Here is a 24,326-nt window from a genome sequence, read left to right on the forward strand (position 1 = left end):
GCCGCCTGAGCGAGAACTGAAATCAGCGCTTCCCTATTGGCTGGTGATTTTTTAAACTACCGAGTCCGCTCGCCCATCCGGGCTGCTTGCCTATTGCATTTGCTACGAGGAATACCATGGCCCGCGTGACCGTTGAAGATTGCCTGGACAACGTCGATAACCGTTTCGAGCTGGTCATGCTCGCCACCAAGCGTTCCCGCCAGCTGGCAACCGGTGGCAAGGAACCCAAAGTGGCCTGGGAAAACGACAAGCCAACCGTAGTTGCACTGCGTGAAATCGCTGCCGGCCTGGTCGACAACGAATTCGTCGCTCAAGAAGATGTGGTCGTTGAAGAGCCTATCTTTGCCGCATTTGAAGACGAGGCCAACGAGGCCGTCTAAGTTCATGCCTGGTCGACATTGCACGGCGCAAGGCACCAGCCATCGGCAGGAGGTAGTACGTTGCCGAGCATAGATGCCCTTGCCGATCGCCTGTCGACCTACCTCGGCGCTGACCAGGTCAACCTGGTGCGCCGAGCGTATTTCTACGCCGAACAAGCCCACGATGGCCAACGCCGTCGCAGCGGCGAACCTTACGTTACCCATCCCCTTGCGGTAGCGAGCATTCTTGCCGACATGCACATGGATCATCAGAGCCTGATGGCCGCCATGCTGCACGACGTGATCGAAGACACCGGTATCGCCAAGGAAGCGCTTTCAGCGCAATTTGGCGAAACCGTCGCCGAACTGGTCGACGGGGTCAGCAAGCTGACCCAGATGAACTTCGAAACCAAGGCCGAGGCCCAAGCGGAAAACTTCCAGAAAATGGCCATGGCCATGGCCCGGGACATCCGCGTGATTCTGGTCAAGCTGGCCGACCGCCTGCACAACATGCGCACCCTGGAAGTGCTGTCCGGCGAGAAGCGCCGACGCATCGCCAAGGAAACCCTTGAAATCTACGCCCCCATCGCCAACCGCCTGGGCATGCACGCCGTGCGCGTGGAATTCGAAGACCTGGGTTTCAAGGCCATGTACCCGATGCGCTCCGCACGCATCCATCAGGCAGTGAAGCGCGCCCGCGGCAACCGCAAGGAACTGGTCAACAAGATCGAAGAGTCGCTCAGCCATTGCCTGGCGGTCGACGGGATCGAAGGCGAAGTCAGCGGCCGACAGAAACACCTCTATGGCATCTACAAGAAGATGCGCGGCAAACGCCGGGCCTTCAACGAGATCATGGATGTCTACGCGTTCCGCATCGTCGTCGACAAGGTCGACACCTGCTACCGCGTACTCGGTGCAGTTCACAACCTGTACAAGCCACTGCCGGGTCGCTTCAAGGACTACATCGCGATCCCCAAGGCCAACGGCTACCAGTCACTGCACACCACGCTGTTCGGCATGCACGGTGTTCCCATCGAAATCCAGATCCGCACCCGCGAAATGGAAGAGATGGCCAACAACGGTATCGCCGCCCACTGGCTGTACAAATCCAGTGACGACGAACAGCCCAAAAGTACCCATGCCCGTGCCCGTCAGTGGGTCAAGGGCGTGCTGGAGTTGCAGCAACGTGCAGGCAACTCCCTTGAATTCATCGAGAGCGTGAAGATCGACCTCTTCCCGGACGAGGTCTACGTGTTCACGCCCAAAGGCCGCATCATGGAGCTACCCAAGGGCTCCACGGCGGTCGACTTCGCCTATGCCGTGCACACCGACGTCGGCAACAGCTGCATTGCCTGCCGCATCAATCGTCGCCTGGCACCGCTGTCCGAGCCACTGCAGAGCGGCTCGACCGTCGAGATCGTCAGTGCGCCAGGGGCACGGCCAAACCCGGCCTGGCTCAACTTCGTGGTGACCGGCAAAGCCCGTACGCACATTCGCCACGCGCTCAAGCTGCAACGCCGCTCCGAGTCGATCAGCCTTGGCGAGCGCCTGCTGAACAAAGTGCTCCATGGTTTCGACAGCGCGCTGGAGAAAATTCCTCAGGAACGCGTCCAGGCCATGCTCAGCGAATACCGCCTGGAACTGATCGAAGACCTGCTCGAAGACATCGGCCTAGGCAATCGCATGGCCTATGTAGTGGCTCGCCGCCTGCTGTCCAGCGAAGGCGAGCAGTTGCCAAGCCCTGAAGGCCCGCTGGCCATCCGCGGCACCGAAGGCCTGGTGCTGAGCTATGCCAAATGCTGCACACCGATTCCGGGCGACCCCATCGTCGGCCACCTGTCGGCCGGCAAAGGCATGGTCGTGCACCTGGAAAACTGCCGCAACATCAGCGAAATCCGCCACAACCCGGAAAAGTGCATCCAGCTCTCCTGGGCCAAGGACGTCACCGGCGAATTCAATGTGGAGTTGCGCGTCGAACTGGAACACCAGCGCGGCCTGATTGCCCTGCTAGCCAGCAGCGTCAACGCTGCCGACGGCAACATCGAGAAAATCAGCATGGACGAACGCGATGGTCGCATCAGCGTGGTCCAACTGGTGGTCAGCGTACACGACCGCGTACACCTGGCCCGCGTGATCAAGAAACTGCGTGCACTGACTGGTGTGATTCGCATCACCCGCATGCGCACGTAGCCCGACAACAGCAAGGAGTCATCCATGACCAAGACCGTCATCACCAGTGACAAGGCCCCAGCGGCCATCGGCACCTACTCTCAGGCGATCAAGGCCGGCAACACCGTATACATGTCCGGGCAGATCCCGCTCGATCCAAAAACCATGGAACTGGTTGAAGGCTTCGAAGCCCAGACCGTCCAGGTCTTCGAGAACCTGAAAGCCGTCGCCGAAGCCGCTGGCGGTTCGTTCAAGGACATCGTCAAGCTGAACATCTTCCTGACCGACCTGAGCCACTTCGCCAAGGTCAACGAAGTCATGGGCCGCTACTTCGAACAGCCTTACCCTGCTCGCGCCGCCATCGGCGTTGCCGCACTGCCTCGCGGCTCGCAAGTAGAAATGGACGCGATCCTGGTCCTCGAGTAATGCTCCAGATGGCGAACCTTGCAGGGTTCGCCATCGCTTTTCCCTGAAAGGACCCCGCCATGCGCTACGCGCTCGTCCTGTCGTTTGTTGCCGCCCTGCTCGGTGGCTGCGCCAGTCATAAACCTGAAGATTTCAACGGCATCTGGATCAACCAGAACGCCATCGATGCAGCCGCCAAAGGCGGTAACCTGCGTCAGGCCTTGCAAAGCAACGGCCCGAACCTGGAGTGGCGTATCAATACCGCCGCCAACCAGGCCCTGGTTACCAGCGGCTTTGAACTCAGCGAAGCTAAACTGCAGCCCGCCGACAAGGGCTGGAACGCTGTGTTTTATCCCAACTACAGCATTGGCCTGACCCTGGATGGCGACGAACTGGTCCAGGCGGCCAGCGAAAACGACCCAGAGCAGCGCTTCCATAAAGCCGACAAGCCACAACTCGACGCACCGCCCCGCACGACGTTTGAACTGGCCCTCTATGAGGCCTACCTCAAGGGTGACTGGTCAATCGTCGAAGGCCCAGGCCAAGGCGCGACCATGAAGTTCAGCCCCAATGGCAGCCTCGAGGGCATGCCGAACCTGGACCGCTACGCCCTGTGCCTGGACGGCGACTGCGCCACCATGACCGGCGAGTACGACAGCCTGTGGCTGGAGAAGAACCAGCAGGGTAGCCCGTGGATCTTCAAGCGTGATGGCAAGACACTGGAAATTTTCCAGGCCATCAACCAGGCCCGCGACGACGAGATGCCTGAACTGCGTCCAGGCGCCCGCCGCTGGCTGCTGGAGCGCAAGTAAACCTGGGGCGCGTCAATCGCGCCCTGCAAGGATTGCCGCGTAGCCTTCCCGATAACTCGGGTAACGCGGGACCCAACCCAGCGAGCGTGCTCGTGCGTTCCGGCAGCGCTTGCTGCCCGTGCGCCGCACGCGCTCCTGTTCCGACCATTGGGTGACACCCAGGTATTCCCGCAACCAGGCCACCACTTCGAACAGCGGTGCTGGCGCGTCGTCCACACCGATGTAGCAATCTTCCAACGCCCGCCCCTCGCTGTCCGCCTGCAACAGGTACGCCAGCAACCCGGCAGCGTCCTCGGCATGAATCCGGTTGCCATACAGTGGTGGCGTCTCGGTCACCCGGTAACCTTGGCGCACCTGCGTCAACAACCACTCACGCCCAGGGCCATAGATACCGGTCAGACGCACAATCGTCGCCGGTACGGCGCTGTTCAGGGCCACCTGCTCGGCTTCGAGCATCAGCCACCCCGAATAGCCCTCAGGCTCAGTGACCGAGGTTTCATCAACCCACTCCCCATCCTTTTGCGCATAGACACTGCTACTGGACACAAACAGCAACCGTCGTGGCTGCTGCCCCTGCTCGCCAAGCCAACCCAGCACATGCCGCAAGCCATCGACATACGCCGCCCGATAACCCGCCTCATCGTGCTGGCTAGCCGCCACGCAATAGACCAGATAGTCCGGCGCAACCTTTGGCCAGGCGGGCGGGCAGGTCGCATTGCTCAGGTCAGCAGCAATTCCACTGACACCTGCAGGCAACTGCGCGATGTTTCTGCGCAGGCCGCTTACCTGCCAGTGCGCAGCTTGCAATTGGGTCGCCAGGCGGCCACCGACATCGCCACAACCGACAATCAAAACAGAGGGCGCAGACATCTCGAAACTCCGGTTATCAAAGCCACAGCCTATCTGCGAAAATCGATAGGTAGCTAGAGAATATGGAAGAAAGTTACTTTATTACTTTTGCTAACAAGAATTACTTGCAATAATGGCAACCCAATTTGTTCTCGGCCTGCCTCGAGGCCTGGAGAGCATCCACCTCTTTCTTTTTCATCAGGTCGGGCCAGCATGACACGTATCCCTTCTTCCGCTTTGCCAACCCCGTCGCGCGCCTGGCGCACTATCGCCGCGCTGATGTTCAGCCTGGTACTGGCGCCTGCGGCCATGGCCGATGAGCCAGCTGTACAACACAGCTCGCCAGCGGCAGCGGTTGCCCCTGCTGAACCCGCCACGCCTGGCGCCGAAACAGCTGCCGAATCCGCCACTCCTGCCGTAGCACCACTCGAAGGCCACGCCAGCGAAGGTGCAGCAGCCGTTGCCGAAGACACCAGCCTGGGCATGGCCCACGATCTGTCGCCATGGGGCATGTACAAAAACGCCGACGTGGTGGTCAAGGCGGTCATGATCGGTCTGGCCATTGCCTCGATCATCACCTGGACCATCTGGATTGCCAAAGGCCTGGAGCTGATGGGCGCCAAACGTCGCCTGCGGGGTGACATCGCCCTGCTGAAGAAATCCTTGAGCCTCAAGGAAGCCAGCAGCGTTGCCAATACCGAAGGCACCCTGGCCCACCTGCTGGTCCATGATGCCCTCGAAGAAATGCGCCTTTCGACCAATACCCGCGAGAAAGAAGGCATCAAGGAGCGTGTCAGCTTCCGCCTGGAGCGCCTGGTCGCCGCCAGCGGTCGCAACATGAGCAGCGGCACCGGCGTGCTGGCAACCATCGGCTCAACGGCCCCCTTCGTCGGGCTGTTCGGTACGGTCTGGGGCATCATGAACAGCTTCATCGGCATCGCCAAGACCCAGACCACCAACCTGGCTGTGGTCGCCCCCGGCATCGCCGAAGCCCTGTTGGCGACGGCCCTGGGCCTGGTTGCAGCGATTCCTGCGGTGGTCATCTACAACGTCTTCGCCCGCTCCATCGCCGGCTACAAGGCACAGGTTTCCGACGCGTCGGCCCAGGTACTGCTGCTGGTCAGCCGCGATCTGGACCAACAGCCAGGCGAGCGCATCGCTCAGCCACACATGGTGAAAGTGGGGTAAGCGATGGGCCTGCATCTTAACGAGGGCGGCGACGATCTCGCCGAAAACCACGAAATCAACGTCACGCCGTTCATCGACGTGATGCTGGTGCTGCTGATCATCTTCATGGTCGCAGCGCCCCTGGCCACCGTCGATATCAAGGTCGATCTGCCCGCCTCCACGGCCAAGCCGGCACCGCGGCCGGAGAAACCGGTCTTCCTCAGCGTGAAGGCCGATCAAAACCTGTATGTCGGCGACGAGCAGGTTCAGCGTGAGCAACTCGGCGCTGTACTCGACGCCAAGACCAAAGGCGACAAGGACACCACCATCTTCTTCCAGGCCGACAAAGGCGTCGACTACGGAGACCTGATGGAGGTGATGAATGCCCTGCGGGCGGCCGGCTACCTGAAGGTCGGCCTGGTCGGACTTGAGACGGCAGCCAAGAAATGATCAAGACGCGGCATAAACTGACGCGTTACGGCGGTAGCCTGGCGATTGTGCTGGCGGTGCATGCCGTTGCCGTCCTGCTGATGCTCAACTGGTCGGTGCCTCAGGCCATTGAGCTGCCACCGGCAGCAATGATGGTTGCAATGGCCCCGATGCCGGAGCCGGCACCACCGCCTCCGCCCAAGGTCGTGACACCGCCACAGCCACCGGCACCGGTCGAAGCCCCGCCAATGCCGAAACTGGCCGAGGCGCCAAAGCCGAAGATCGCCGTACCAAAACCGGACAAGCCAAAGGCGAAGCCACAACCACCGAAGCCGGAGAAAAAGCCGGAGCCTGTGGAGCAAAAGCCGGCAGAAGAGAAAGCCGTCGATACACCGCCGAGCACCGCGCCCGCGCAGCAATCCGCCGCGCCCAAGCCGAGCATCGCGAGCAACAGTAACGCCTTGCCAACGTGGCAAAGCGACCTGCTGCGCCATCTGGGCAAGTACAAGCGCTACCCGGAAGACGCGCGTCGACGTGGGCTGCAAGGCATCAACCGGCTCCGTTTCGTGGTCGATGGCGAAGGAAGGATTCTGTCCTACTCCCTGGCCGCTGGATCGGGCAGTGCAGCGCTGGACCGTGCGACGCTGGATATGATCCGCAAGGCTCAACCGGTACCCGCGCCGCCAAAAGAGCTTCTCAACAATGGCAGTATCGAAGTGGTTGCCCCATTCGTTTACTCGCTGGACAGACGCTGAACGGGTAATCCTGTCATAAACAGGCAAGTCTGATAACGTGCGTCTATCGAGTGCAGCCGCTATGCTGGGGCCGCAACTTCTTGGACGCACGTTATGACCCTTACAGAATTACGCTACATCGTCACCCTCGCTCAGGAGCAGCACTTCGGCCACGCCGCCGAGCGCTGCCATGTCAGCCAACCGACCCTGTCGGTAGGCGTGAAAAAGCTGGAGGACGAGCTTGGCGTACTGATTTTCGAGCGCAGCAAGAGCGCCGTGCGCCTCACGCCGGTGGGTGAAAGCATCGTCGCGCAAGCCCAGAAAGTACTGGAGCAGGCTCAAGGCATCCGCGAGCTGGCCCAGGCAGGCAAAAATCAGCTGACTGCACCGCTGAAGGTCGGCGCCATCTACACCGTCGGCCCCTACCTGTTTCCGCACCTGATTCCGCAACTGCACCGGGTCGCCCCGCAGATGCCGTTGTACATTGAAGAAAACTTCACTCACGTGCTGCGCGACAAGCTGCGCAATGGCGAACTGGATGCGGTGATCGTTGCCCTGCCGTTCAATGAAGCCGATGTGCTGACCCTGCCGCTGTACGACGAACCGTTCTACGTACTGATGCCCAGCGAGCACCCCTGGACGCAGAAGCAAACCATCGATGCCAGCCTGCTCAACGACAAGAGCCTGCTGTTGCTGGGCGAAGGTCACTGCTTCCGAGACCAGGTACTGGAAGCCTGTCCCACCCTGAACAAGGGCAGCGATGCGGCCAAGCACACCACGGTCGAGTCCAGCTCGCTGGAAACCATCCGTCATATGGTCGCCTCCGGCCTCGGTGTCTCGGTGCTGCCACTGTCGGCGGTCCACAGTCATCACTATGCGCCCGGCATCATTGAAGTTCGCCCGTTGAGCCCGCCAGCGCCGTTTCGCACCGTGGCCATTGCCTGGCGTGCGAGCTTCCCGCGGCCAAAGGCTATCGAGATCCTCGCCGACTCGATCCGCCTGTGCTCGGTGGCCAAGCCACCCGTCAGCCAGTAAGCAGCCATGACCGAGTTGTCCAAGGTATCGGTCACTGCGCTGAAGGGCGTAGGCGAAGCCATGGCGGAAAAGCTCGCCAAGGTCGGTCTGGAAAACCTTCAGGATGTGCTCTTCCACCTGCCACTGCGCTATCAGGATCGCACCCGGGTCGTCCCGATCGGGGCCTTGCGCCCTGGCCAGGACGCCGTGATCGAAGGGGTGGTCAGCGGTGCCGACGTGGTCATGGGCAAACGCCGCAGCCTGCTGGTGCGTCTGGGCGACGGCAGTGGCGTGCTGAGCCTGCGCTTCTATCATTTCAGCAATGCGCAGAAGGAAGGCCTCAAGCGCGGAACGTACCTGCGCTGCTACGGCGAGGCCCGTCCGGGCGCATCGGGGCTGGAGATCTACCACCCGGAGTACCGCGCCCTTACAGGCGATGAACCGGCACCGGTGGAACAGACCCTGACACCGATCTACCCCACCACCGAAGGCCTGACCCAACAACGTCTGCGCCAGCTCTGCCAACAGAGCCTGGCGATGCTCGGCCCACGCAGCCTGCCCGACTGGTTGCCCGAGGAGCTGGCCCGCGACTACCAACTGGCACCGCTGGACGATGCGATCCGCTACCTGCATCACCCTCCCGCCGATGCCGACGTCGACGAACTCGCCCTGGGCCAGCACTGGGCTCAGCACCGCCTGGCCTTTGAAGAGCTGTTGACCCATCAGCTATCCCAGCAGCGCCTGCGCGAAAGCCTCAGGGCCCAACGGGCTCCCGCGCTGCCCAAGGCCAGCCGGCTGCCACAGCAATACCTGGCCAACCTGGGCTTTGCTCCCACCGGCGCCCAACAGCGGGTCGGCAACGAGATTGCCTACGACCTGAGCCAACCCGAACCCATGCTGCGGCTTGTCCAGGGGGACGTCGGCGCTGGCAAGACCGTTGTTGCTGCACTCGCCGCCCTGCAGGCCTTGGAGGCCGGCTACCAAGTGGCACTGATGGCGCCGACCGAGATTCTGGCCGAGCAGCACTTCATTACCTTCAAGCGCTGGCTGGAGCCACTGGGGATCGAAGTCGCCTGGCTGGCGGGCAAGCTCAAAGGCAAGGCACGTGTTTCAGCCCTGGAGCAGATCGCGGGCGGCGCACCGATGGTGGTTGGTACCCACGCCCTGTTCCAGGACGAAGTAAAGTTCCACAACCTGGCGCTGGTGATCATCGACGAACAGCACCGCTTCGGTGTCCAGCAGCGCTTGGCGTTGCGCCAGAAAGGCGTGGGTGGCCGGCTCTGTCCCCATCAACTGATCATGACCGCAACACCCATTCCACGCACCCTGGCCATGAGCGCGTATGCCGACCTGGACACCTCGATCCTCGACGAGCTGCCGCCTGGACGTACCCCGGTCAACACCGTACTGGTGGTCGACAGCCGCCGCCTTGAAGTGGTCGAGCGCGTGCGCGCCGCCTGCGCTGAAGGCCGTCAAGCCTACTGGGTCTGCACCCTGATCGAAGAGTCCGAGGAGCTGACCTGCCAGGCCGCCGAAACCACCTTTGAAGAACTCAGCAGCGCCTTGGGCGAATTGCGCGTCGGCCTGATTCACGGGCGCATGAAACCTGCGGAGAAGGCCGCCGTCATGGCCGAATTCAAGGAAGGCCGTCTGCAACTGCTGGTGGCGACGACGGTCATCGAAGTCGGCGTAGACGTCCCCAACGCCAGCCTGATGATCATCGAGAACCCCGAACGCCTTGGCCTGGCCCAATTGCACCAGTTGCGCGGGCGCGTGGGCCGTGGCAGTGCCGTCAGCCACTGTGTGCTGCTCTACCATCCGCCGTTGTCGCAGATCGGCCGCGAACGCCTGGGAATCATGCGGGAAACCAACGACGGGTTCGTCATCGCCGAAAAAGACCTTGAGCTGCGCGGTCCTGGCGAGATGCTGGGTACCCGTCAGACCGGCCTGCTGCAGTTCAAGGTCGCCGACCTGATGCGTGACGCCGACCTGCTGCCTGCTGTGCGCGATGCGGCGCAGGCACTATTGGCTCGTTGGCCAACACATGTCAGCCCGCTGCTTGAACGCTGGCTGCGCCATGGCCAGCAGTATGGCCAGGTGTAATCCGCCCGACGGAATCGATCCAGCTCAAGGCGCAAGCTGGTTATACTCTCGCGACTGTAAAGAATTTGGATACAGACCATGACTGAAGTTGCACTGGACGCCGCAACCCCCCAAGCCCCGTCTGTTATCCGGTTGCTGCTCGACAAACTGGATATCGCCTACCGTGAAGTGACCGAGCACCCACAGCTGCCGCCCGAGCGTCGGGTGCAGGCTGTACTGCTCGACGATGCAGTCGGTGCGCTGATGGTGTTGTTTCCGCAGAACCAGCTACTGGACCTCAAGCGCCTTACCGAACTGACCGGGCGTGATCTTGCCGCCGTGCCGTTGAAACGCCTGGAGCAGATGCTGGCCAAGCACGGCCTGAAGATTCTGCCGGGCATTCCGGCCCTTACCAGTTCGCCCTGCCTGTACGAAGAAAGCTTGCTGGACGTGCCGAGCCTGCTGATTCATTCAGGTGAAGCCGGCGTGCTGCTGGAAATTGAACGTGACACGTTCAAGAGAATGCTCAGCAAGGCCAGTGCCGGGCGCTTCGGCGAACTGCTGAGCAGTATTCAGCCCAACCTCGACCGCCCGGATGATGACCGCGAGGAGATCACCCAGGCTGTCCATGCGTTCACCGCACGGCGCATCCAGCAGCGTCTGGAATCGACCATCGAGATTCCACCGCTGGCAGAAACGGCGCAGAAGATCATCAAGTTGCGGGTCGATCCCAACGCCACCATCGACGACATCACCGGCGTAGTGGAAACCGATCCGGCATTGGCTGCTCAGGTAGTCAGTTGGGCAGGATCACCGTACTACGCTTCACCGGGCAAGATTCGCTCGGTGGAAGACGCGATCGTCCGCGTGCTGGGCTTCGACCTGGTGATCAACCTGGCACTCGGTCTGGCCCTGGGCAAAACCCTCAGCCTGCCCAAAGATCACCCACAACAGACCACACCGTACTGGCAGCAATCGATCTACACCGCAGCTGTCATCGAAGGCCTGACCCGCGCCATGCCTCGTGCCGAGCGGCCGGAGGCTGGGCTGACCTACCTCGCCGGGCTACTGCACAACTTTGGCTATCTGCTGCTGGCGCATGTGTTCCCGCCGCATTTCTCGCTGATCTGCCGGCATCTGGAGGTCAACCCGCATCTGTGTCACAGCTATGTCGAGAAGCATCTGCTGGGCATCAGCCGCGAACAGATCGGCGCCTGGCTGATGCGTTTCTGGGACTTGCCGGACGAACTGGCCACGGCCCTGCGCTTCCAGCATGACCCACATTACGACGGTGACCACGCTGCATTCCCCAACCTGGTTTGCCTGGCCGTTCGCCTGCTGCGCGCCCGCGGCATCGGCTCAGGGCCGGAAGAAAGCATCCCGGATGAGTTGCTTGAGCGCCTGGGCATGAGCCGCAGCAAAGCCGAAGATGTGGTCAACAAGGTACTTGAAGCCGAGTCGCTGTTGCGCGAACTGGCCTCACAGTTCAACCAGAACTGACCACATGGCCTGGCCCTCGGCGGTCAGGCCTGCTTTTTCGGTTTCAGGAACTTGGTCAGGCCTTGGAACCAGACCACCAGGGCCGGATTACCCTTGATCTGAATGCTCTTGTCCTGAATCCCCTGCATGAACGCCAACTGCTTGTTCTTGGCCTGCAACGTGGCAAAACCGTAGGCCGCATCCTTGAAGGCTATCGCAAACGCCGGCTGCGGATGGGTACCGGCCTTGCTGCTGACGCGCAGGTCCTTGACGATGAAATGCCGAGCAACCTTGCCGTCCAGGGTCTGCAGTTGAAACACCAGGTTCTTGTCGGTCAGTTGCTGCTGGAACGCCGGGTTGTTGCGACTGGCCTTGGCCATGAGCAATCCCAGAGCCCAGAGAAGAAAGCGAAACTTCATGTGCACGCCTCGGCTAAAAAGTGACTGGCGAAGCAGTTTATAGTCTCGCTGCGAAAACACCATACGCCTTCCAGCTTTTCACAAAGGCGCCCGGCATTTGTCCTGAAAGCCGCCAAAACGGGGTGTTTCAATAACACGCCGCCCCTGCCACGGCACCTTGGTCGGTCAGGCGTTGCACGCTGGCGTCAGCGCTCTCGACGCCCTTTTCCTGAGCCAGTCGGTAGCACGCCAAAGCACGCGACAGGTCACGTCCTTGCAAGTCGCCTTGCTCATAGTGGTTGGCAAGAATCGGCAAAGTCTCCCAGCCACCCATTTTTACCGACTTGATCAACATTGCCTCGGCCCTCGCCGGGTCCAGGCACGGCCCGTCACGGGTATCGTCAGTGCCATTGCAGTAGAACTGTGCCAGCAACGCGGCGGCCACCGGCAGGGTTTCCGCCGCGCGGCTCAGCAGTTTCTCGCTGACCTCTGCACTCAGGGCCGGCGCCATGCCGGAAAAGCCGAGGCTGACGGCCTCCAGGCTGGCCTGTGGATTGCCCGAGGCCGCTGCGCAGAGCTTGTTCTGCAGTGCCGCTTCAAAGAACTCGGTGGTCGGTGGATAACGCTCGACACCACCCAGCCCCTGAAAAATTCCACTCTTGAGGTAGCAGATCTCTTCAGCACGGCTCATGTTCGGCATCCCGCTGACTGCCAAACGGCTTTCATCTACCGACCAGTCCTCCATTGCCACCAGCGTCCAACACGCTGCGTACTCAAACAGGTAGGCCTTGATCGCCTCGTTGCCTGCCCGCTTGTCGTCTACCCGAACATGACGGGCGTCGATCCGTTGTACCTCCACCCCCGCCATGCCTGTATCGGTAATGGCCGACATCAACGGCAGCGCCAACTGATCGCCGTGCAACACGCGGACGCTGGGTTGTGCGGAGTCGCCGACGACCTCTAGCGTCGTGCTGAAAACGCGCCCGGCACTGGCCTGGCGCTGCACGTCGATCGTTTGGGAAAAGGCCCGGAGAAACGCCGTGAAATCCGTGGCCGCACATACCGCAGGGGCGGCCACGGCAGTGATAGGGAACGCGCACAGCCACAACATGGCCAGGAACGATGCAGTAATGAAGTTAGCGGATGTCATGGGAGCTGAATCGTCCTGGTTGATTAGCGCGTATTACCGCGACTGCGCTCCAGAGCGCGTGCGGGAATCAGCCGTTCCTTGCCAGCGGCCTGCATGGCCGCAATGTAGGCGGTGTAGTAACCCGCTGCCTGGCTTGGCTTGTACAAGCCCCACAGGGCATCGGCGATGTTCAGTTTCAACACCACGCGCTCAGGCACCACGCGCTCGACCTTGCTGAACAGCTCATACGCCGACGCCTGCCAACTCGCCTCTTGAAGGGCGTAACCGAGATCGTTGTACAGCGGTGCGTTACTTACCGTCAGGGGTTCATCACGCAGCAACTGCGCGACCCTGAGGCTCAGGTAACTACTGACCGCTTCGGTGTCCTTGGCCTTCAAGCGCTCAAGGACAATCCTGTGCGCCAGCTTCAGCGAGTCCCGCTCACGGCCTTGCACCCGCTCTTTGAGCTTCTGCGTTGCCAAGGGTCGGCTGATGTACCAGTGGTAGTTGATCCAGTAGATGGCCATATTGCCCTCATACCCGGACAACACCTGCGAAGCCGCCTCATCCTTGACCAGTGCATCCGCTATCCAGGTGTATACGAAGGCGCGGTACTCCCAGCCCTTGATCGCGTAGGTGTCAAAGCCTGAATGATCAACCGGCCACCGACAGAGCACCACCAGGTAGGGCTTGGTGCTGTCGACCGTATAGGCATCGACAACCTCTGGGTTGCCTCGCTCAGGCAGGCACTTGTCTGGCAGCGCTTCAGTAAACCCCTCGGCGCCTTGCAACTGACCTTGCCACCCCGTGCCCGTGTCGCTCGCCAGGCGCTCGAACTGCACCTGAGTGGCGCCCTTGAAGCTGGGTGTCAGTTGAAACTGCCGTGTCTCGGCCTGCGCCAGAAGCGGCAACAGAGCCCATAGCAGGCTTAGGCCAATAGACTTCACGTGTTCACCTGCTCTGACACATCGACGCTTTGCCGGGCAACCGATGGCCGACGACGGGCAAACACCTGCTCAAGGCCTATCGCCAGTAACGTCACCCCGCCGGCCAGGCAGCTGAAAAACCCGGCCCGCACCGGATGATCCGGCAACAGCCAGTACAGAATCAGTGCGACCATCGCGGCGTTGAGTAACACCTTGAGTTTCCAGCGAGGCAGCAAGGCAATCACCGTGCTGAACACGATCAGGGTATAGAACACCAACCAGACAATGCTGCCCGCTGCCACCCCTCTGGCGGTGAAGCCACCATAGCGCTGCTTGTACAGCGTGACGCCGTAATCGTTGAGCAACAGGAACAGAAAACCGGCAAGACCATAGATGAGCACTACCTTTAGCCAGCGAATCATCTAGGCCACCCGAGTGTTCATGTAGTAGGTGCCAACAATGTGCAGCGCCACCACGGTTGCCAGGCAACCAAGGATCAGCACCCGTAGCCAGGCCCTGTGCCACAAACGCGGGTTCAGGCCACACAGCAGGCCGATCAGGCAGGCAATCGCCAGTGAACCGAACAAGTCGCTATCGGCCAACCCAGCCAGGTAGCCCTTGAAGTAGTCGTCATCAACGTACATCCGCGCAATGCTCCATGGGCAAGGCCAGGGGAAAATAATCAGCGCAGAACAGGGGGGAATACAGACAGGACCGCAGCAAGAAGCGACCGCACAGGCGGGCCGTCTTGTGGGGGTATAACGCAGTAGGCGTATGCCGCTTCTTCCCTGAAACGCGTTGCGGCCAATACACCCTATCGGCCGAGGCGACGTATGCTAGTGAGAAGCAGGGGAGCAGGCAAATAAAAACGGGCGCCGCCTGGGCACCCGTTTTTCATGGCATCAGTTGCCAGGTGGCATCATGGGTTGACGCTGTCCTTGAGGAACTTGCCAGGTTTGAACGCGACGGTATTGCTGGCCTTGATCTTCACCGGCTCGCCGGTTTGCGGGTTCTTGCCCGTGCGGGCACCACGGTGGCGTTGCAGGAAGGTGCCGAAACCCACCAGGGTCACACTGTCTTTGCGGTGCAGGGCGCTGGTGATCTCTTCGAGTACGGCGTTGAGCACGCGATTGGCCTGCTCTTTGGTGAGGTCAGCCTTTTCAGCAATAGCTGCGGCGAGTTCTGGTTTACGCATAGTGAAGCCTCTTTGACGGATTTTTTGTTGTTATGCCGTGCTGCTCCCAGGGAGCAGCGCCCAAGGGGCCGCAGGCTCTAAACTGCGGCAGACGGGTGTGAGAATGGCACGCCGCCCAAAGCCGCGCCAGTCTCTGAGCGACCTTTGTGTTGGCAAAGGATAGGTAAATCCGACAAAACGCCCGGCATTCACGCCATCAGCGCGGGCAACTGGCGGTTCAGCGCCAGTTTTTCCATCACCGCAGTACCGGTCAGTGCGTAGCCCAACAGGTTCCCATCGGCATCATGGCACAGCACCTTGAGGTCAGCGCCCTGCCCTTCAACCTGCCATTGCCCCTCGCTGCCACGCGGCGGCGGTGAAATCACCAGCGGGCATACCGGTGTTTTCACCGTGATCGGCATAGGCCCATAGCTAACCGTTGTCAGCGTGCCCGCGAGGGTCTGGGCCAAGGCACGTGCACAGCTCATCAATGGCATCACATAGAGCAGGTTGAGCCCATCCACTTCGGCACAGTCGCCCAGCGCGTAGATGTTCGCATGCGAGGTGCGCAAAGTACGGTCGACCACCACGCCACGGTTCACCACCAGGCCCGCGGCCGCAGCCAGATCAATACGTGGGCGCAACCCGACCGCCGATACCACCAGGTCGCAGGCGATCACACGGCCATCGGACAGGTGGGCTTCCAGGCCATCCGCTGCGCGCTGCAGACGGGTCAGTACCGGGCCAAGGTGAAAGCGCACACCCAACCCCTCCAGGCCAGCCTGCACGGCACGCGCCGCCGCCGGGTGCAGCAGGGTGGGCATGACCTGTTCGCACGGCGCGACCAGCTCGACCTGATAACCACCACTGCTCAGGTCGTTGGCGAACTCGCAACCGATCAGGCCGGCACCGAGAATCAGCACCCGCTGCTTGCCTGCGGCAGCAGCCCGAAAGCGTGCGTAGTCTTCCAGATCGTTGATCGGAAAAATCGCCTCGCTCGCATCGCCGTCAACCGATACCCGCACGGTTTCCGCGCCCCAGGCCAGGATCAGGTCGCGATAGGACACGGCCTCTTCGCCAATCCACACCCGCTTGTGCCCTGGATCGATGCCACTGATACGGGTGTGCGTGCGCACTTCCGCCTTGAGCTGTTCAGCCATGGCGCCAGGCTCGGCCATGCTCAGGCCATCAGCATCCTTGTGCTTGGCAAAACCGGTGGACAGCATGGGCTTGGAATAGGAGCGCCCATCATCAGCGGTGATCAGCAGCAACGGCGTCTCGCCGTCGAGCTTGCGAAACTCACGGGCGAGGTTGTATCCCGCAAGACCCGTACCGACAATCACCACTGGAGCCGTCATGAAGTGCTTCCTTGTACGTTAAAAAATCGATCAGCCGATGGCGATCATTTCGAAATCGGTCTTGCCCACGCCGCAGTCCGGGCACAACCAGTCTGCAGGCACATCTTCCCAGCGGGTACCCGGCTCGATACCGTCATCCGGCCAGCCTTCGGCCTCGTCGTAAATCAGCCCACACACCACACATTGCCACTTTTTCATTGCTAAGGTTCCTACTCAGGCTTGGCGTGGTCGCTCTGCAACGTGCGGTGGCGACCATCAGGAAGGCTTTGTACTGGAGGGCGACGCCACGATGCAAGCCGGAACGGGCAATCATGCTAAGCTCGCCACCTCACTGGCCTGTAACCGCATACCTACCGTGCCGTACGAAACTTCGCTAGCGCCTACTCCGTACTGGCAGCCACAGCCGCTGCCGACCGCCTCTGTCGACGCGCCAACCCTCGACTGGTTGTTCGACCAAGGCTCCCTGACCCGTCGACTGACTCAATTATCCGCCGATCAATTCTGCGTGACACCCCTTTGCGAAGGCTGGCAGACGCTCCGCGACGACGAGTGCCAGGCACTCGGGCTGGCACCTGGCAGCGAAGGCTGGGTACGCGAAGTGTACTTGCTCGGGCAAGACCAGCCCTGGGTGTTCGCCCGCAGCGTGGCGGCCCGCAGTGCACTGGAAGAGGATGGGCTGGACCTGGAGAGCCTTGGCAGCCGGTCGCTCGGCGAACTGTTGTTCTGTGATCGCGGGTTTACCCGCCAGGCCATTGAAATATGCCGCTACCCTTCGGCCTGGCTACCGCCGGATGTTGCCTGTGATCGACTGTGGGCAAGGCGTTCGCGCTTCGACCGTGGCGCGTTGAGCGTTTTGGTTGCTGAAACTTTTCTACCGGCGCTGTGGCACGCCGCGAATATCCGTCAGGAGGACTGCTGATGTACCTGAGCCTGCTCAAGTCCCTCAATCGCCTGCACCCACGTGCCTGGGACTTCATCCAACTGAGCCGGATGGACAAGCCAATCGGCATCTACCTGCTGCTCTGGCCGACCTTGTCTGCCATATGGATCGCCGGCAAGGGCTCGCCGTCACTGGCCAACGTGCTGATTTTCACCCTCGGGGTCGTCCTGATGCGTGCAGCAGGCTGTGCGATCAATGACTTCGCCGACCGCAAGGTCGATGGCCATGTCAAACGCACCGCCGAACGGCCATTGGCCAGCGGCAAGATCAGCGGCCGCGAAGCCCTGGCGTTGTTCGCCCTGCTGGTAAGCGTAAGCTTCGCACTGGTGCTGTGCACCAATACCACCACGGTCTGGCTGTCGTTCGGCGCAGTGGCGCTGGCATCCTGCTACCCATTCATGAAGCGCTATACCTACTACCCACAGGTAGTCCTGGGTGCGGCCTATTCATGGGGCATTCCCATGGCCTTCACCGCCGAAACCGGCGAGCTGCCGGCCATCGCCTGGCTTCTGTACATTGCCAACCTGCTCTGGACCGTAGGCTACGACACCTACTACGCCATGGTTGACCGTGATGACGACCTGAAAATCGGGGTCAAATCCACCGCCATCCTCTTCGGCGAAGCCGACCGGTTCATCATTGTGACGCTTCAGGGGTTGTCGCTGGCCTGCCTGCTGATGGCCGGCAATCGTTTCGGCCTCGGCAGCTGGTTCCACCTGGGGCTGGTGGCCGCGGCACTGTGCTTTGCCTGGGAATACTGGTCGACCCGCAAACTGGATCGCGAGTCATGCTTCAAGGCCTTCCTGCACAACCACTGGGCCGGCCTGCTGGTGTTTATCGGTATCGTGCTCGACTACGCACTACGCTGACCGCCCTTGGGCGGTCAGCATTTGGGCGGCGCTCAGGGTTTGGCTACGTGCCAGACGTCCTTCATACCGTCGCCAAACATATCGCCGGCTTTCTTGTCATTGATAAAGGTGTACACCGGCTTGCCATCGTAGGCCCACTGCATCGTACCGTCATCACGCTTGATCTGCGTCCATTCACCCTCGGCTTTCTCGCCGGCCTTGACCATCAGCGGCGGCCAGTTCTTGGCACACTCACCACTGCACATCGACTTGCCCCCCATATCCTTGTCAAAGGTATAAAGGGTCATGCCATGTGCATCGACAAGCATGCCGTCCTTTTCCATGGCATATTCGGCCAAGGCCACCCCCGGCAAGGCCAGTGCCGCTACCGTGAAAAGCGCCATCCAGTTCAGCGTATGTCGTGTCATTGGATCCACCTTCTGTTCTCGGGAGTGAGCTTTAAGCCTAGCTCAGTAACAGAATGTTGCTGCAAGCGCCCACGACCTGTCACACGACTGCAATAATTCCGTTATCTAATGCGGGCCAAGACACCTGAATGGTAAGAGGTTAAAGCATGGTTGGCAGAAACATTCTAATCGTCGACGACGAAGCGCCGATTCGCGAGATGATCGCCGTTGCATTGGAAATGGCCGGCTATGAATGCCTTGAAGCAGAAAATTCGCAGCAGGCACATGCCATCATCGTCGACCGCAAGCCCGACCTGATCCTGCTCGACTGGATGCTGCCTGGCACCTCAGGCATCGAACTGGCCCGACGCCTGAAGCGCGATGAACTGACTGGCGACATCCCGATCATCATGCTCACCGCCAAGGGTGAGGAAGACAACAAGATCCAGGGGTTGGAAGTCGGCGCTGACGACTACATCACCAAGCCGTTCTCGCCACGAGAGCTGGTGGCACGCCTCAAAGCCGTGTTGCGCCGCGCCGGCCCAAGTGACGGCGAAGCGCCCATCGAAGTGGGTGGGTTGCTGCTCGATCCGATCAGCCACCGCGTAACCATCGATGGCAAACCTGCCGAAATGGGCCCGACCGAATACCGCTTGCTGCAGTTCTTCATGACCCACCAGGAGCGCGCCTACACCCGTGGTCAGCTGCTTGATCAGGTCTGGGGCGGAAACGTCTACGTTGAAGAGCGCACCGTCGATGTGCATATTCGTCGCCTGCGCAAAGCGCTGGGTGAAGCCTACGAGAATCTGGTACAAACCGTTCGTGGCACCGGCTACCGTTTTTCGACTAAAAGCTGAAGCGTCAACGCGCGCATCGGCTTGCAGCGCGCAGCTGCCTCTGGAAAGGATGTTCCGCTAATTGAACCAGAACTGGCATGGCACACTGATTCGCCACATGTTGCTGTTGATCACGGTCTGCCTGCTGGCAGGCCTTGTCAGCGGCTATTATGGATGGAGCCTGGCGCTGGGCCTGGGGCTCTATCTGGGCTGGACCTTAAAGCAACTCCTGCGCCTGCACGAATGGCTGCGGCTGCATCAGGTCGACGAAGCGCCGCCCGATGGCTACGGCCTGTGGGGCGAGGTTTTCGATAGCATCTATCACCTGCAACGTCGCGATCAGCGCGTTCGCGGACGCCTGCAAGCGGTCATCGACCGCGTTCAGGAGTCGACCGCCGCACTGAAGGATGCGGTGATCATGCTCGACAGCGACGGTAACCTGGAGTGGTGGAACCGTGCCGCAGAAACCCTGCTGGGCCTCAAGACCCCACAGGACAGCGGCCAACCGGTCACCAACCTGGTTCGCCATCCTCGCTTCAAGGAGTACTTCGAACAGGAGAACTACCTTGAACCCTTGGAAATTCCCTCGCCGATCAATGACCGCCTGCGCGTGCAGCTGCACATCACCCGCTACGGCAACAACGAGCATTTGATGCTCGTGCGCGATGTCACCCGCATTCATCAGCTTGAACAGATGCGCAAGGACTTCGTCGCCAACGTGTCCCACGAACTGCGCACACCGCTGACGGTAATCGCCGGTTACCTGGAAACCCTGCTGGACAACGTCGAAGACGTCAACCCGCGCTGGGTACGGGCGCTGCAACAGATGCAGCAGCAAGGTGGGCGGATGCAAACCCTGCTCAACGACCTGCTGCTGCTCGCCAAGCTGGAAGCCACCGACTACCCCTCGGACAACCAACCGGTGGCGATCAATGCCCTGCTGCAGTCGATCAAAGCTGACGCCAAAGCCTTGTCCGGGCAACGCAACCAGAACATCACGCTGGAAACCGAAGGCGACGTGTACCTCAAAGGCAGCGAAGCAGAACTGCGCAGCGCCTTTTCCAACCTGATCTTCAACGCCGTGAAATACACCCCGGATGGCGGCCAGATCCGCATCCGCTGGTGGAGCGATAGCCAGGGTGCGCACCTGAGCGTGCAGGACTCCGGGATCGGCATCGACCCCAAGCACCTACCGCGCCTGACTGAGCGCTTCTACCGGGTCGACTCCAGCCGTGCCTCCAATACCGGCGGCACCGGCCTGGGCCTGGCAATCGTCAAGCATGTGCTGCTGCGCCATCGTGGTCGCCTGGAGATCAGCAGTGTCCTGGGCCACGGCAGCACCTTTACCTGCCATTTTGCGGCCACACAACTGGCCCTGCAAAACGCCTCCTGAACGCGCGCCACTAGGCATTTGCGCCTTCAGCCGCTACATTGGCCCACTTGCGCCGACAGAAGTCGGCGCAGCATCTCTCTATTTCTTCAGAAGACGGACCCCTTAAAAATCCATCATGGACCCTTCCGCTGGTTTTAGCCTCGCTTCACTTTTCGCCGATTTCGGCATGATTCTCTTCGCGCTGCTACTGGTTCTGCTCAACGGCTTCTTCGTTGCCGCCGAGTTCGCCATGGTCAAGCTGCGCTCGACCCGGGTCGAGGCCATCGCTGATAAGAATGGCTGGCGCGGGCACATCCTACGCACCGTACACAGCCAGCTGGACGCCTACCTATCGGCCTGCCAACTCGGCATCACCCTCGCCTCGCTGGGCCTGGGCTGGGTCGGTGAGCCGGCTTTCGCTCACCTGCTCGAACCCCTGCTGGGCGCCGTTGGCGTGCAGTCGCCAGAAGTGATCAAGGCGGTCTCGTTCTTCAGCGCCTTCTTTGTCATTTCCTACCTGCACATCGTGGTCGGTGAGCTGGCGCCAAAATCCTGGGCCATTCGCAAGCCTGAGCTGTTGTCGCTGTGGACAGCCGTGCCGCTGTACCTGTTCTACTGGACGATGTACCCGGCGATCTACCTGCTCAACGCCAGTGCCAACGCCATCCTGCGGATCGCTGGCCAAGGCGAGCCTGGGCCACACCATGAGCACCACTACAGCCGTGAAGAACTCAAGCTGATCCTGCACTCAAGCCGTGGGCAAGACCCAAGCGACCAAGGCATGCGCGTATTGGCCTCGGCAGTGGAGATGGGTGAGCTGGAAGTCGTCGACTGGGCAAACTCCCGGGAAGACATGGTCAGCCTGGAAGCCAACGCCCCCCTCAAGGACATCCTGGCGATGTTCCGCCGACACAAGTTCAGCCGCTACCCGGTCTATGACACGGAGCGTGGTGAATTTATCGGCCTGCTGCATATCAAGGACCTGCTGCTGGAACTGGCCGACCTGGATCATATTCCGGAGTCCTTCAACCTGGCCGAGCTGACCCGACCACTGGAGCGCGTTTCCCGGCATATGCCGCTGTCGCAACTGCTGGAGCAGTTCCGCCAGGGCGGCGCGCACTTCGCCCTGGTCGAGGAAGCCGACGGCAAGGTCATCGGCTACCTGACCATGGAAGACGTACTGGAAGTGCTGGTCGGCGATATTCAGGACGAGCACCGCAAGGCCGAACGCGGCATTCTCGCCTACCAACCGGGCAAACTGCTGGTGCGGGGCGATACGCCGTTGTTCAAGGTTGAACGCCTGCTTGGCGTTGACCTGGACCACATCGAAGCCGAAACGCTCGCCGGGTTGGTCTATGAGACCCTCAAGCGGGTACCGGAAGAGGAAGAAGTGCTGGAAGTCGAAGGCCTGCGAATCATCATCAAGAAGATGAAAGGGCCGAAGATCGTGCTGGCCAAGGTTCTCAAGCTCGACTGACCGCACTACGGGTTACCGGCAGGGTAACCCGCAGGATGGCCTGGTAGAACTGACCTGCAGGGCATGCAGCAGGCCCTACAGGCGTCGACGAGGCGGATCAGGCGCCGGGGGTGAAGTGCTTCTGCGCCGTACCCCGGGCAATCAGCCGCGAAACGTAGTCGAGCTTCTGCGCGTCCTGGTCGACGAAACGGAACGTAATCTGCAACCAGTCGCTGTCCGGCCTTGGCTCCAAGGCCGCTACCGCATGCAGGTAGCCGTTCAAGCGTGCGGTTTCAGCACTTTCGCCCTGCTCCAGGTCGAGCACCGCGCCTTCCAGCACTTGCGGCAGTGTCTCACTGCGGCGCACCACAATCAGGGCTTCCTTGAGGCTCAGGGCCTTGATCACACAGGGCTGAGTACCACTTGGCAAGCGCAGTTGGCCTTGACCACGACCGGCCGGAGCTGCCGCTTTGGCCTGTGGCGTGGGTGCATTGATCAGCGGCTTGGCTGGGGCAACCGCGGGTGCAGCCGTCGGCTTGACGGTTTCGGCCTTGCCGCCGGTCAGGGCGCTCAACGAATCATTGGCAAACGCGGAGTTGGCGCGGGTCGGCGCGCTGGACAGCAGTGCGTCGAGCTTGCCCACCTTGGACAAGGCTTTCTTGACCTTGGTCAGCAACTGCTCGTTCGTGAACGGCTTGCCGATAAAGTCCGAAACGCCAGCCTGGATAGCCTGGACAACGTTTTCTTTATCGCCACGGCTGGTCACCATGATGAAGGGCAACGCCTTCATCGACTCCTGCTGGCGACACCAGGTCAGCAGCTCAATACCCGACATTTCCGGCATTTCCCAGTCGCACAACACCAGGTCAAAGGCCTCACGGGACAAGATTGCCTGAGCCTTGCGACCGTTGACCGCATCTTCGGTCACGATGCCGGGAAAGGCATTGCGCAGGCATTTCTTTACCAGATCGCGGATGAAGGGCGCATCATCCACCACCAAAACACTGACTTTACTCATCGCCACTCCTTTTCAACCCCGGCTAGCATAACGCTGACTGATGGCCATCTGCCAAAAACGGGTCACGCCGGGACTCTCTTGCGTTCGCGGGGTGCCACCTCACTTGCTCGACCGCAAACGAAAACGCCCGGCCAAGGCCGGGCGTTCATTCTCGGGGCAGTCTTACTTATCGTCCGATTTGCCGGGAACATTAGCCTTTTCGGCGCCGCCCTGAACCTCTTCTTTCATCCTTGCCAAGCCCAGATGGCGAACGTCGGTGCCGCGCACCAGATAAATCACCAGCTCGGCGATGTTGCGTGCGTGGTCACCGATACGCTCGAGCGAGCGCAAAGCCCAGATCACGCTCAATACCCGCGAAATAGAACGCGGGTCTTCCATCATGTAAGTCACAAGCTCGCGCAGCGCCGTTTTGTACTCACGGTCGATGGTCTTGTCGTACTGGGCCACCGACAACGCCAGGTCGGCGTCGAAGCGGGCGAAAGCGTCCAGCGCATCACGAACCATGTTACGCACCTGGTCGCCAATGTGACGTACTTCGACATAACCGCGTGGCGACTCGCCCTCTTCGCACAGCTGGATGGCTCGACGGGCGATCTTGGTCGATTCGTCACCAATGCGCTCCAGGTCAATCACCGACTTGGAAATGCTGATGATCAAACGCAGGTCGGAGGCAGCCGGCTGTCGACGGGCCAGAATGCGTACGCACTCTTCGTCGATGTTGCGTTCCATCTGGTTGATCTGCTCGTCCACCTCACGCACCTGCTGGGCAAGGCCCGAGTCGGCCTCGATCAGCGCGGTCACCGCGTCGTTGACCTGTTTCTCGACCAGGCCACCCATCGCCAGGAGGTGGCTGCGCACTTCTTCAAGCTCGGCGTTGAACTGCTGGGAGATGTGATGGGTAAGGCTGTCTTTATCGATCATGGAGAATCCTTGGGGCATCCGGTGAATACGGTCAGGCGGCGTTC

At 60.9% G+C, this 24,326-nt stretch carries 27 protein-coding genes; 15 read left to right on the forward strand and 12 right to left on the reverse strand.

Annotated features, from left to right (window positions below; all coding sequences use genetic code 11):
- Nucleotides 1-116: 116 nt before the first annotated feature.
- Genes rpoZ through CS390_RS24115 form a run of 4 tightly spaced genes read left to right on the forward strand, consistent with a single transcriptional unit; the run spans nucleotide 117 to nucleotide 3,745 of the window.
- Nucleotides 117-380, forward strand: coding sequence for a DNA-directed RNA polymerase subunit omega (gene rpoZ, locus CS390_RS24100; RefSeq protein WP_065758143.1), 264 nt, complete (start codon nucleotides 117-119; stop codon nucleotides 378-380).
- A gap of 60 nt (nucleotides 381-440) precedes the next feature.
- On the forward strand, nucleotides 441-2,549 hold the full coding sequence (gene spoT, locus CS390_RS24105; protein WP_099776350.1) for a bifunctional GTP diphosphokinase/guanosine-3',5'-bis pyrophosphate 3'-pyrophosphohydrolase: 2,109 nt from the start codon (nucleotides 441-443) through the stop codon (nucleotides 2,547-2,549).
- 24 nt (nucleotides 2,550-2,573) lie between these two features.
- Nucleotides 2,574-2,954, forward strand: coding sequence for a RidA family protein (locus tag CS390_RS24110; RefSeq protein ID WP_043861567.1), 381 nt, complete (start codon nucleotides 2,574-2,576; stop codon nucleotides 2,952-2,954).
- Nucleotides 2,955-3,013: 59 nt separating this feature from the next.
- On the forward strand, nucleotides 3,014-3,745 hold the full coding sequence (locus CS390_RS24115) for a hypothetical protein (RefSeq protein ID WP_099776352.1): 732 nt from the start codon (nucleotides 3,014-3,016) through the stop codon (nucleotides 3,743-3,745).
- 12 nt (nucleotides 3,746-3,757) lie between these two features.
- On the opposite strand, the gene CS390_RS24120 is transcribed toward CS390_RS24115, so the two are convergent.
- Nucleotides 3,758-4,615 carry an SDR family oxidoreductase gene (locus tag CS390_RS24120; protein ID WP_099776354.1) on the reverse strand — a complete coding sequence of 286 codons (858 nt, stop codon included), beginning with the start codon at nucleotides 4,613-4,615 and terminating at the stop codon, nucleotides 3,758-3,760.
- Between the two features lie 192 nt (nucleotides 4,616-4,807).
- Here CS390_RS24120 and exbB point away from each other — a divergent pair, with 192 nt between their 5' ends.
- The 6 genes from exbB (at nucleotide 4,808) to CS390_RS24150 (ending at nucleotide 11,520) form a co-directional block, all read left to right on the forward strand.
- On the forward strand, nucleotides 4,808-5,782 hold the full coding sequence (gene exbB / locus CS390_RS24125) for a tonB-system energizer ExbB (protein WP_099776355.1): 975 nt from the start codon (nucleotides 4,808-4,810) through the stop codon (nucleotides 5,780-5,782).
- A gap of 3 nt (nucleotides 5,783-5,785) precedes the next feature.
- Nucleotides 5,786-6,211: a TonB system transport protein ExbD gene (exbD, locus tag CS390_RS24130; RefSeq protein WP_099776357.1), complete on the forward strand. Its 426-nt coding sequence runs from the start codon at nucleotides 5,786-5,788 to the stop codon at nucleotides 6,209-6,211.
- Nucleotides 6,208-6,945 (forward strand): energy transducer TonB, encoded by a 738-nt coding sequence (locus CS390_RS24135; protein WP_065758137.1) that lies wholly within the window; start codon nucleotides 6,208-6,210, stop codon nucleotides 6,943-6,945. The genes exbD and CS390_RS24135 overlap by 4 nt, the downstream gene beginning before the upstream one ends.
- Before the next feature lie 93 nt (nucleotides 6,946-7,038).
- Nucleotides 7,039-7,959 (forward strand): hydrogen peroxide-inducible genes activator, encoded by a 921-nt coding sequence (locus tag CS390_RS24140; RefSeq protein WP_065758136.1) that lies wholly within the window; start codon nucleotides 7,039-7,041, stop codon nucleotides 7,957-7,959.
- Between the two features lie 6 nt (nucleotides 7,960-7,965).
- A complete protein-coding gene (recG, locus tag CS390_RS24145) occupies nucleotides 7,966-10,041 on the forward strand; it encodes an ATP-dependent DNA helicase RecG (protein WP_099776359.1) in 2,076 nt (691 codons plus the stop codon).
- Nucleotides 10,042-10,119: 78 nt separating this feature from the next.
- The gene (locus CS390_RS24150; RefSeq protein WP_099776361.1) at nucleotides 10,120-11,520 is read left to right on the forward strand and encodes an aminoacyl-tRNA deacylase and HDOD domain-containing protein; all 1,401 of its coding nucleotides are present in this window, start codon (nucleotides 10,120-10,122) and stop codon (nucleotides 11,518-11,520) included.
- Between the two features lie 23 nt (nucleotides 11,521-11,543).
- Here CS390_RS24150 and CS390_RS24155 read toward each other — a convergent pair whose 3' ends face one another.
- From CS390_RS24155 to CS390_RS24190, 8 genes are all read right to left on the reverse strand, one after another.
- Nucleotides 11,544-11,918: a helicase gene (locus tag CS390_RS24155; RefSeq protein ID WP_065758164.1), complete on the reverse strand. Its 375-nt coding sequence runs from the start codon at nucleotides 11,916-11,918 to the stop codon at nucleotides 11,544-11,546.
- Between the two features lie 127 nt (nucleotides 11,919-12,045).
- Nucleotides 12,046-13,047 (reverse strand): hypothetical protein, encoded by a 1,002-nt coding sequence (locus tag CS390_RS24160; protein WP_099776363.1) that lies wholly within the window; start codon nucleotides 13,045-13,047, stop codon nucleotides 12,046-12,048.
- Nucleotides 13,048-13,070: 23 nt separating this feature from the next.
- Nucleotides 13,071-13,973 (reverse strand): hypothetical protein, encoded by a 903-nt coding sequence (locus CS390_RS24165; protein ID WP_099776365.1) that lies wholly within the window; start codon nucleotides 13,971-13,973, stop codon nucleotides 13,071-13,073.
- Nucleotides 13,970-14,374 (reverse strand): hypothetical protein, encoded by a 405-nt coding sequence (locus CS390_RS24170; protein WP_099776367.1) that lies wholly within the window; start codon nucleotides 14,372-14,374, stop codon nucleotides 13,970-13,972. The genes CS390_RS24165 and CS390_RS24170 overlap by 4 nt, the downstream gene beginning before the upstream one ends.
- A complete protein-coding gene (locus CS390_RS24175) occupies nucleotides 14,375-14,596 on the reverse strand; it encodes a hypothetical protein (protein ID WP_099776369.1) in 222 nt (73 codons plus the stop codon).
- A gap of 275 nt (nucleotides 14,597-14,871) precedes the next feature.
- Entirely contained in the window at nucleotides 14,872-15,147 is a 276-nt protein-coding gene (locus tag CS390_RS24180) for an HU family DNA-binding protein (protein ID WP_065758133.1), read from the reverse strand.
- A gap of 188 nt (nucleotides 15,148-15,335) precedes the next feature.
- Entirely contained in the window at nucleotides 15,336-16,484 is a 1,149-nt protein-coding gene (locus CS390_RS24185) for an NAD(P)/FAD-dependent oxidoreductase (protein WP_099776371.1), read from the reverse strand.
- A gap of 30 nt (nucleotides 16,485-16,514) precedes the next feature.
- Nucleotides 16,515-16,682, reverse strand: a complete 168-nt coding sequence (locus tag CS390_RS24190) for a rubredoxin (protein ID WP_099776373.1) — start codon at nucleotides 16,680-16,682, stop codon at nucleotides 16,515-16,517.
- Nucleotides 16,683-16,839: 157 nt separating this feature from the next.
- On the opposite strand from CS390_RS24190, the gene CS390_RS24195 reads away from it, so the two are divergent.
- The gene (locus CS390_RS24195; RefSeq protein WP_256587540.1) at nucleotides 16,840-17,403 is read left to right on the forward strand and encodes a chorismate lyase; all 564 of its coding nucleotides are present in this window, start codon (nucleotides 16,840-16,842) and stop codon (nucleotides 17,401-17,403) included.
- Nucleotides 17,403-18,293 carry a 4-hydroxybenzoate octaprenyltransferase gene (gene ubiA, locus CS390_RS24200; RefSeq protein WP_099776377.1) on the forward strand — a complete coding sequence of 297 codons (891 nt, stop codon included), beginning with the start codon at nucleotides 17,403-17,405 and terminating at the stop codon, nucleotides 18,291-18,293. Before CS390_RS24195 ends, ubiA begins: the two co-directional genes overlap by 1 nt.
- A 32-nt stretch (nucleotides 18,294-18,325) precedes the next feature.
- On the opposite strand, the gene CS390_RS24205 is transcribed toward ubiA, so the two are convergent.
- Nucleotides 18,326-18,700 (reverse strand): hypothetical protein, encoded by a 375-nt coding sequence (locus CS390_RS24205; protein ID WP_065758129.1) that lies wholly within the window; start codon nucleotides 18,698-18,700, stop codon nucleotides 18,326-18,328.
- Between the two features lie 146 nt (nucleotides 18,701-18,846).
- Here CS390_RS24205 and phoB point away from each other — a divergent pair, with 146 nt between their 5' ends.
- From phoB to CS390_RS24220, 3 genes are all read left to right on the forward strand, one after another.
- Complete coding sequence (gene phoB / locus CS390_RS24210; RefSeq protein WP_065758128.1) at nucleotides 18,847-19,536, forward strand: phosphate regulon transcriptional regulator PhoB; 690 nt, start codon at nucleotides 18,847-18,849, stop codon at nucleotides 19,534-19,536.
- 97 nt (nucleotides 19,537-19,633) lie between these two features.
- Entirely contained in the window at nucleotides 19,634-20,908 is a 1,275-nt protein-coding gene (phoR, locus tag CS390_RS24215; protein WP_256587647.1) for a phosphate regulon sensor histidine kinase PhoR, read from the forward strand.
- Between the two features lie 115 nt (nucleotides 20,909-21,023).
- Nucleotides 21,024-22,364 carry a hemolysin family protein gene (locus tag CS390_RS24220; protein ID WP_065758126.1) on the forward strand — a complete coding sequence of 447 codons (1,341 nt, stop codon included), beginning with the start codon at nucleotides 21,024-21,026 and terminating at the stop codon, nucleotides 22,362-22,364.
- 97 nt (nucleotides 22,365-22,461) lie between these two features.
- Here the strand turns inward: CS390_RS24220 and CS390_RS24225 are convergent, their stop codons facing one another.
- Both CS390_RS24225 and phoU read right to left on the reverse strand, forming a co-directional pair.
- The gene (locus CS390_RS24225) at nucleotides 22,462-23,361 is read right to left on the reverse strand and encodes a response regulator (RefSeq protein ID WP_065758125.1); all 900 of its coding nucleotides are present in this window, start codon (nucleotides 23,359-23,361) and stop codon (nucleotides 22,462-22,464) included.
- A gap of 162 nt (nucleotides 23,362-23,523) precedes the next feature.
- The gene (gene phoU / locus CS390_RS24230; protein ID WP_065758124.1) at nucleotides 23,524-24,282 is read right to left on the reverse strand and encodes a phosphate signaling complex protein PhoU; all 759 of its coding nucleotides are present in this window, start codon (nucleotides 24,280-24,282) and stop codon (nucleotides 23,524-23,526) included.
- Nucleotides 24,283-24,326 lie beyond the last annotated feature (44 nt).

This window comes from Pseudomonas sp. HLS-6, assembly GCF_002753995.1.
Classification (GTDB): Bacteria; Pseudomonadota; Gammaproteobacteria; order Pseudomonadales; family Pseudomonadaceae; genus Aquipseudomonas; species Aquipseudomonas defluvii.

Bases quoted from the DNA above. Each gene is read 5' to 3' on its own strand.
- phoR (WP_256587647.1), top strand. From the start codon at position 19,634: ATGTTGCTGTTGATCACGGTCTGCCTGCTGGCAGGCCTTGTCAGCGGC.
- CS390_RS24155 (WP_065758164.1), bottom strand. From the start codon at position 11,918: ATGAAGTTTCGCTTTCTTCTCTGGGCTCTGGGATTGCTCATGGCCAAG.
- CS390_RS24135 (WP_065758137.1), top strand. From the start codon at position 6,208: ATGATCAAGACGCGGCATAAACTGACGCGTTACGGCGGTAGCCTGGCG.
- CS390_RS24110 (WP_043861567.1), top strand. From the start codon at position 2,574: ATGACCAAGACCGTCATCACCAGTGACAAGGCCCCAGCGGCCATCGGC.
- CS390_RS24190 (WP_099776373.1), bottom strand. From the start codon at position 16,682: ATGAAAAAGTGGCAATGTGTGGTGTGTGGGCTGATTTACGACGAGGCC.
- CS390_RS24115 (WP_099776352.1), top strand. From the start codon at position 3,014: ATGCGCTACGCGCTCGTCCTGTCGTTTGTTGCCGCCCTGCTCGGTGGC.
- CS390_RS24180 (WP_065758133.1), bottom strand. From the start codon at position 15,147: ATGCGTAAACCAGAACTCGCCGCAGCTATTGCTGAAAAGGCTGACCTC.
- ubiA (WP_099776377.1), top strand. From the start codon at position 17,403: ATGTACCTGAGCCTGCTCAAGTCCCTCAATCGCCTGCACCCACGTGCC.
- exbB (WP_099776355.1), top strand. From the start codon at position 4,808: ATGACACGTATCCCTTCTTCCGCTTTGCCAACCCCGTCGCGCGCCTGG.
- exbD (WP_099776357.1), top strand. From the start codon at position 5,786: ATGGGCCTGCATCTTAACGAGGGCGGCGACGATCTCGCCGAAAACCAC.
- CS390_RS24175 (WP_099776369.1), bottom strand. From the start codon at position 14,596: ATGTACGTTGATGACGACTACTTCAAGGGCTACCTGGCTGGGTTGGCC.
- CS390_RS24225 (WP_065758125.1), bottom strand. From the start codon at position 23,361: ATGAGTAAAGTCAGTGTTTTGGTGGTGGATGATGCGCCCTTCATCCGC.
- CS390_RS24170 (WP_099776367.1), bottom strand. From the start codon at position 14,374: ATGATTCGCTGGCTAAAGGTAGTGCTCATCTATGGTCTTGCCGGTTTT.
- CS390_RS24220 (WP_065758126.1), top strand. From the start codon at position 21,024: ATGGACCCTTCCGCTGGTTTTAGCCTCGCTTCACTTTTCGCCGATTTC.
- CS390_RS24160 (WP_099776363.1), bottom strand. From the start codon at position 13,047: ATGACATCCGCTAACTTCATTACTGCATCGTTCCTGGCCATGTTGTGG.
- CS390_RS24120 (WP_099776354.1), bottom strand. From the start codon at position 4,615: ATGTCTGCGCCCTCTGTTTTGATTGTCGGTTGTGGCGATGTCGGTGGC.
- rpoZ (WP_065758143.1), top strand. From the start codon at position 117: ATGGCCCGCGTGACCGTTGAAGATTGCCTGGACAACGTCGATAACCGT.
- recG (WP_099776359.1), top strand. From the start codon at position 7,966: ATGACCGAGTTGTCCAAGGTATCGGTCACTGCGCTGAAGGGCGTAGGC.
- CS390_RS24185 (WP_099776371.1), bottom strand. From the start codon at position 16,484: ATGACGGCTCCAGTGGTGATTGTCGGTACGGGTCTTGCGGGATACAAC.
- CS390_RS24140 (WP_065758136.1), top strand. From the start codon at position 7,039: ATGACCCTTACAGAATTACGCTACATCGTCACCCTCGCTCAGGAGCAG.
- phoB (WP_065758128.1), top strand. From the start codon at position 18,847: ATGGTTGGCAGAAACATTCTAATCGTCGACGACGAAGCGCCGATTCGC.
- phoU (WP_065758124.1), bottom strand. From the start codon at position 24,282: ATGATCGATAAAGACAGCCTTACCCATCACATCTCCCAGCAGTTCAAC.
- CS390_RS24205 (WP_065758129.1), bottom strand. From the start codon at position 18,700: ATGACACGACATACGCTGAACTGGATGGCGCTTTTCACGGTAGCGGCA.
- CS390_RS24150 (WP_099776361.1), top strand. From the start codon at position 10,120: ATGACTGAAGTTGCACTGGACGCCGCAACCCCCCAAGCCCCGTCTGTT.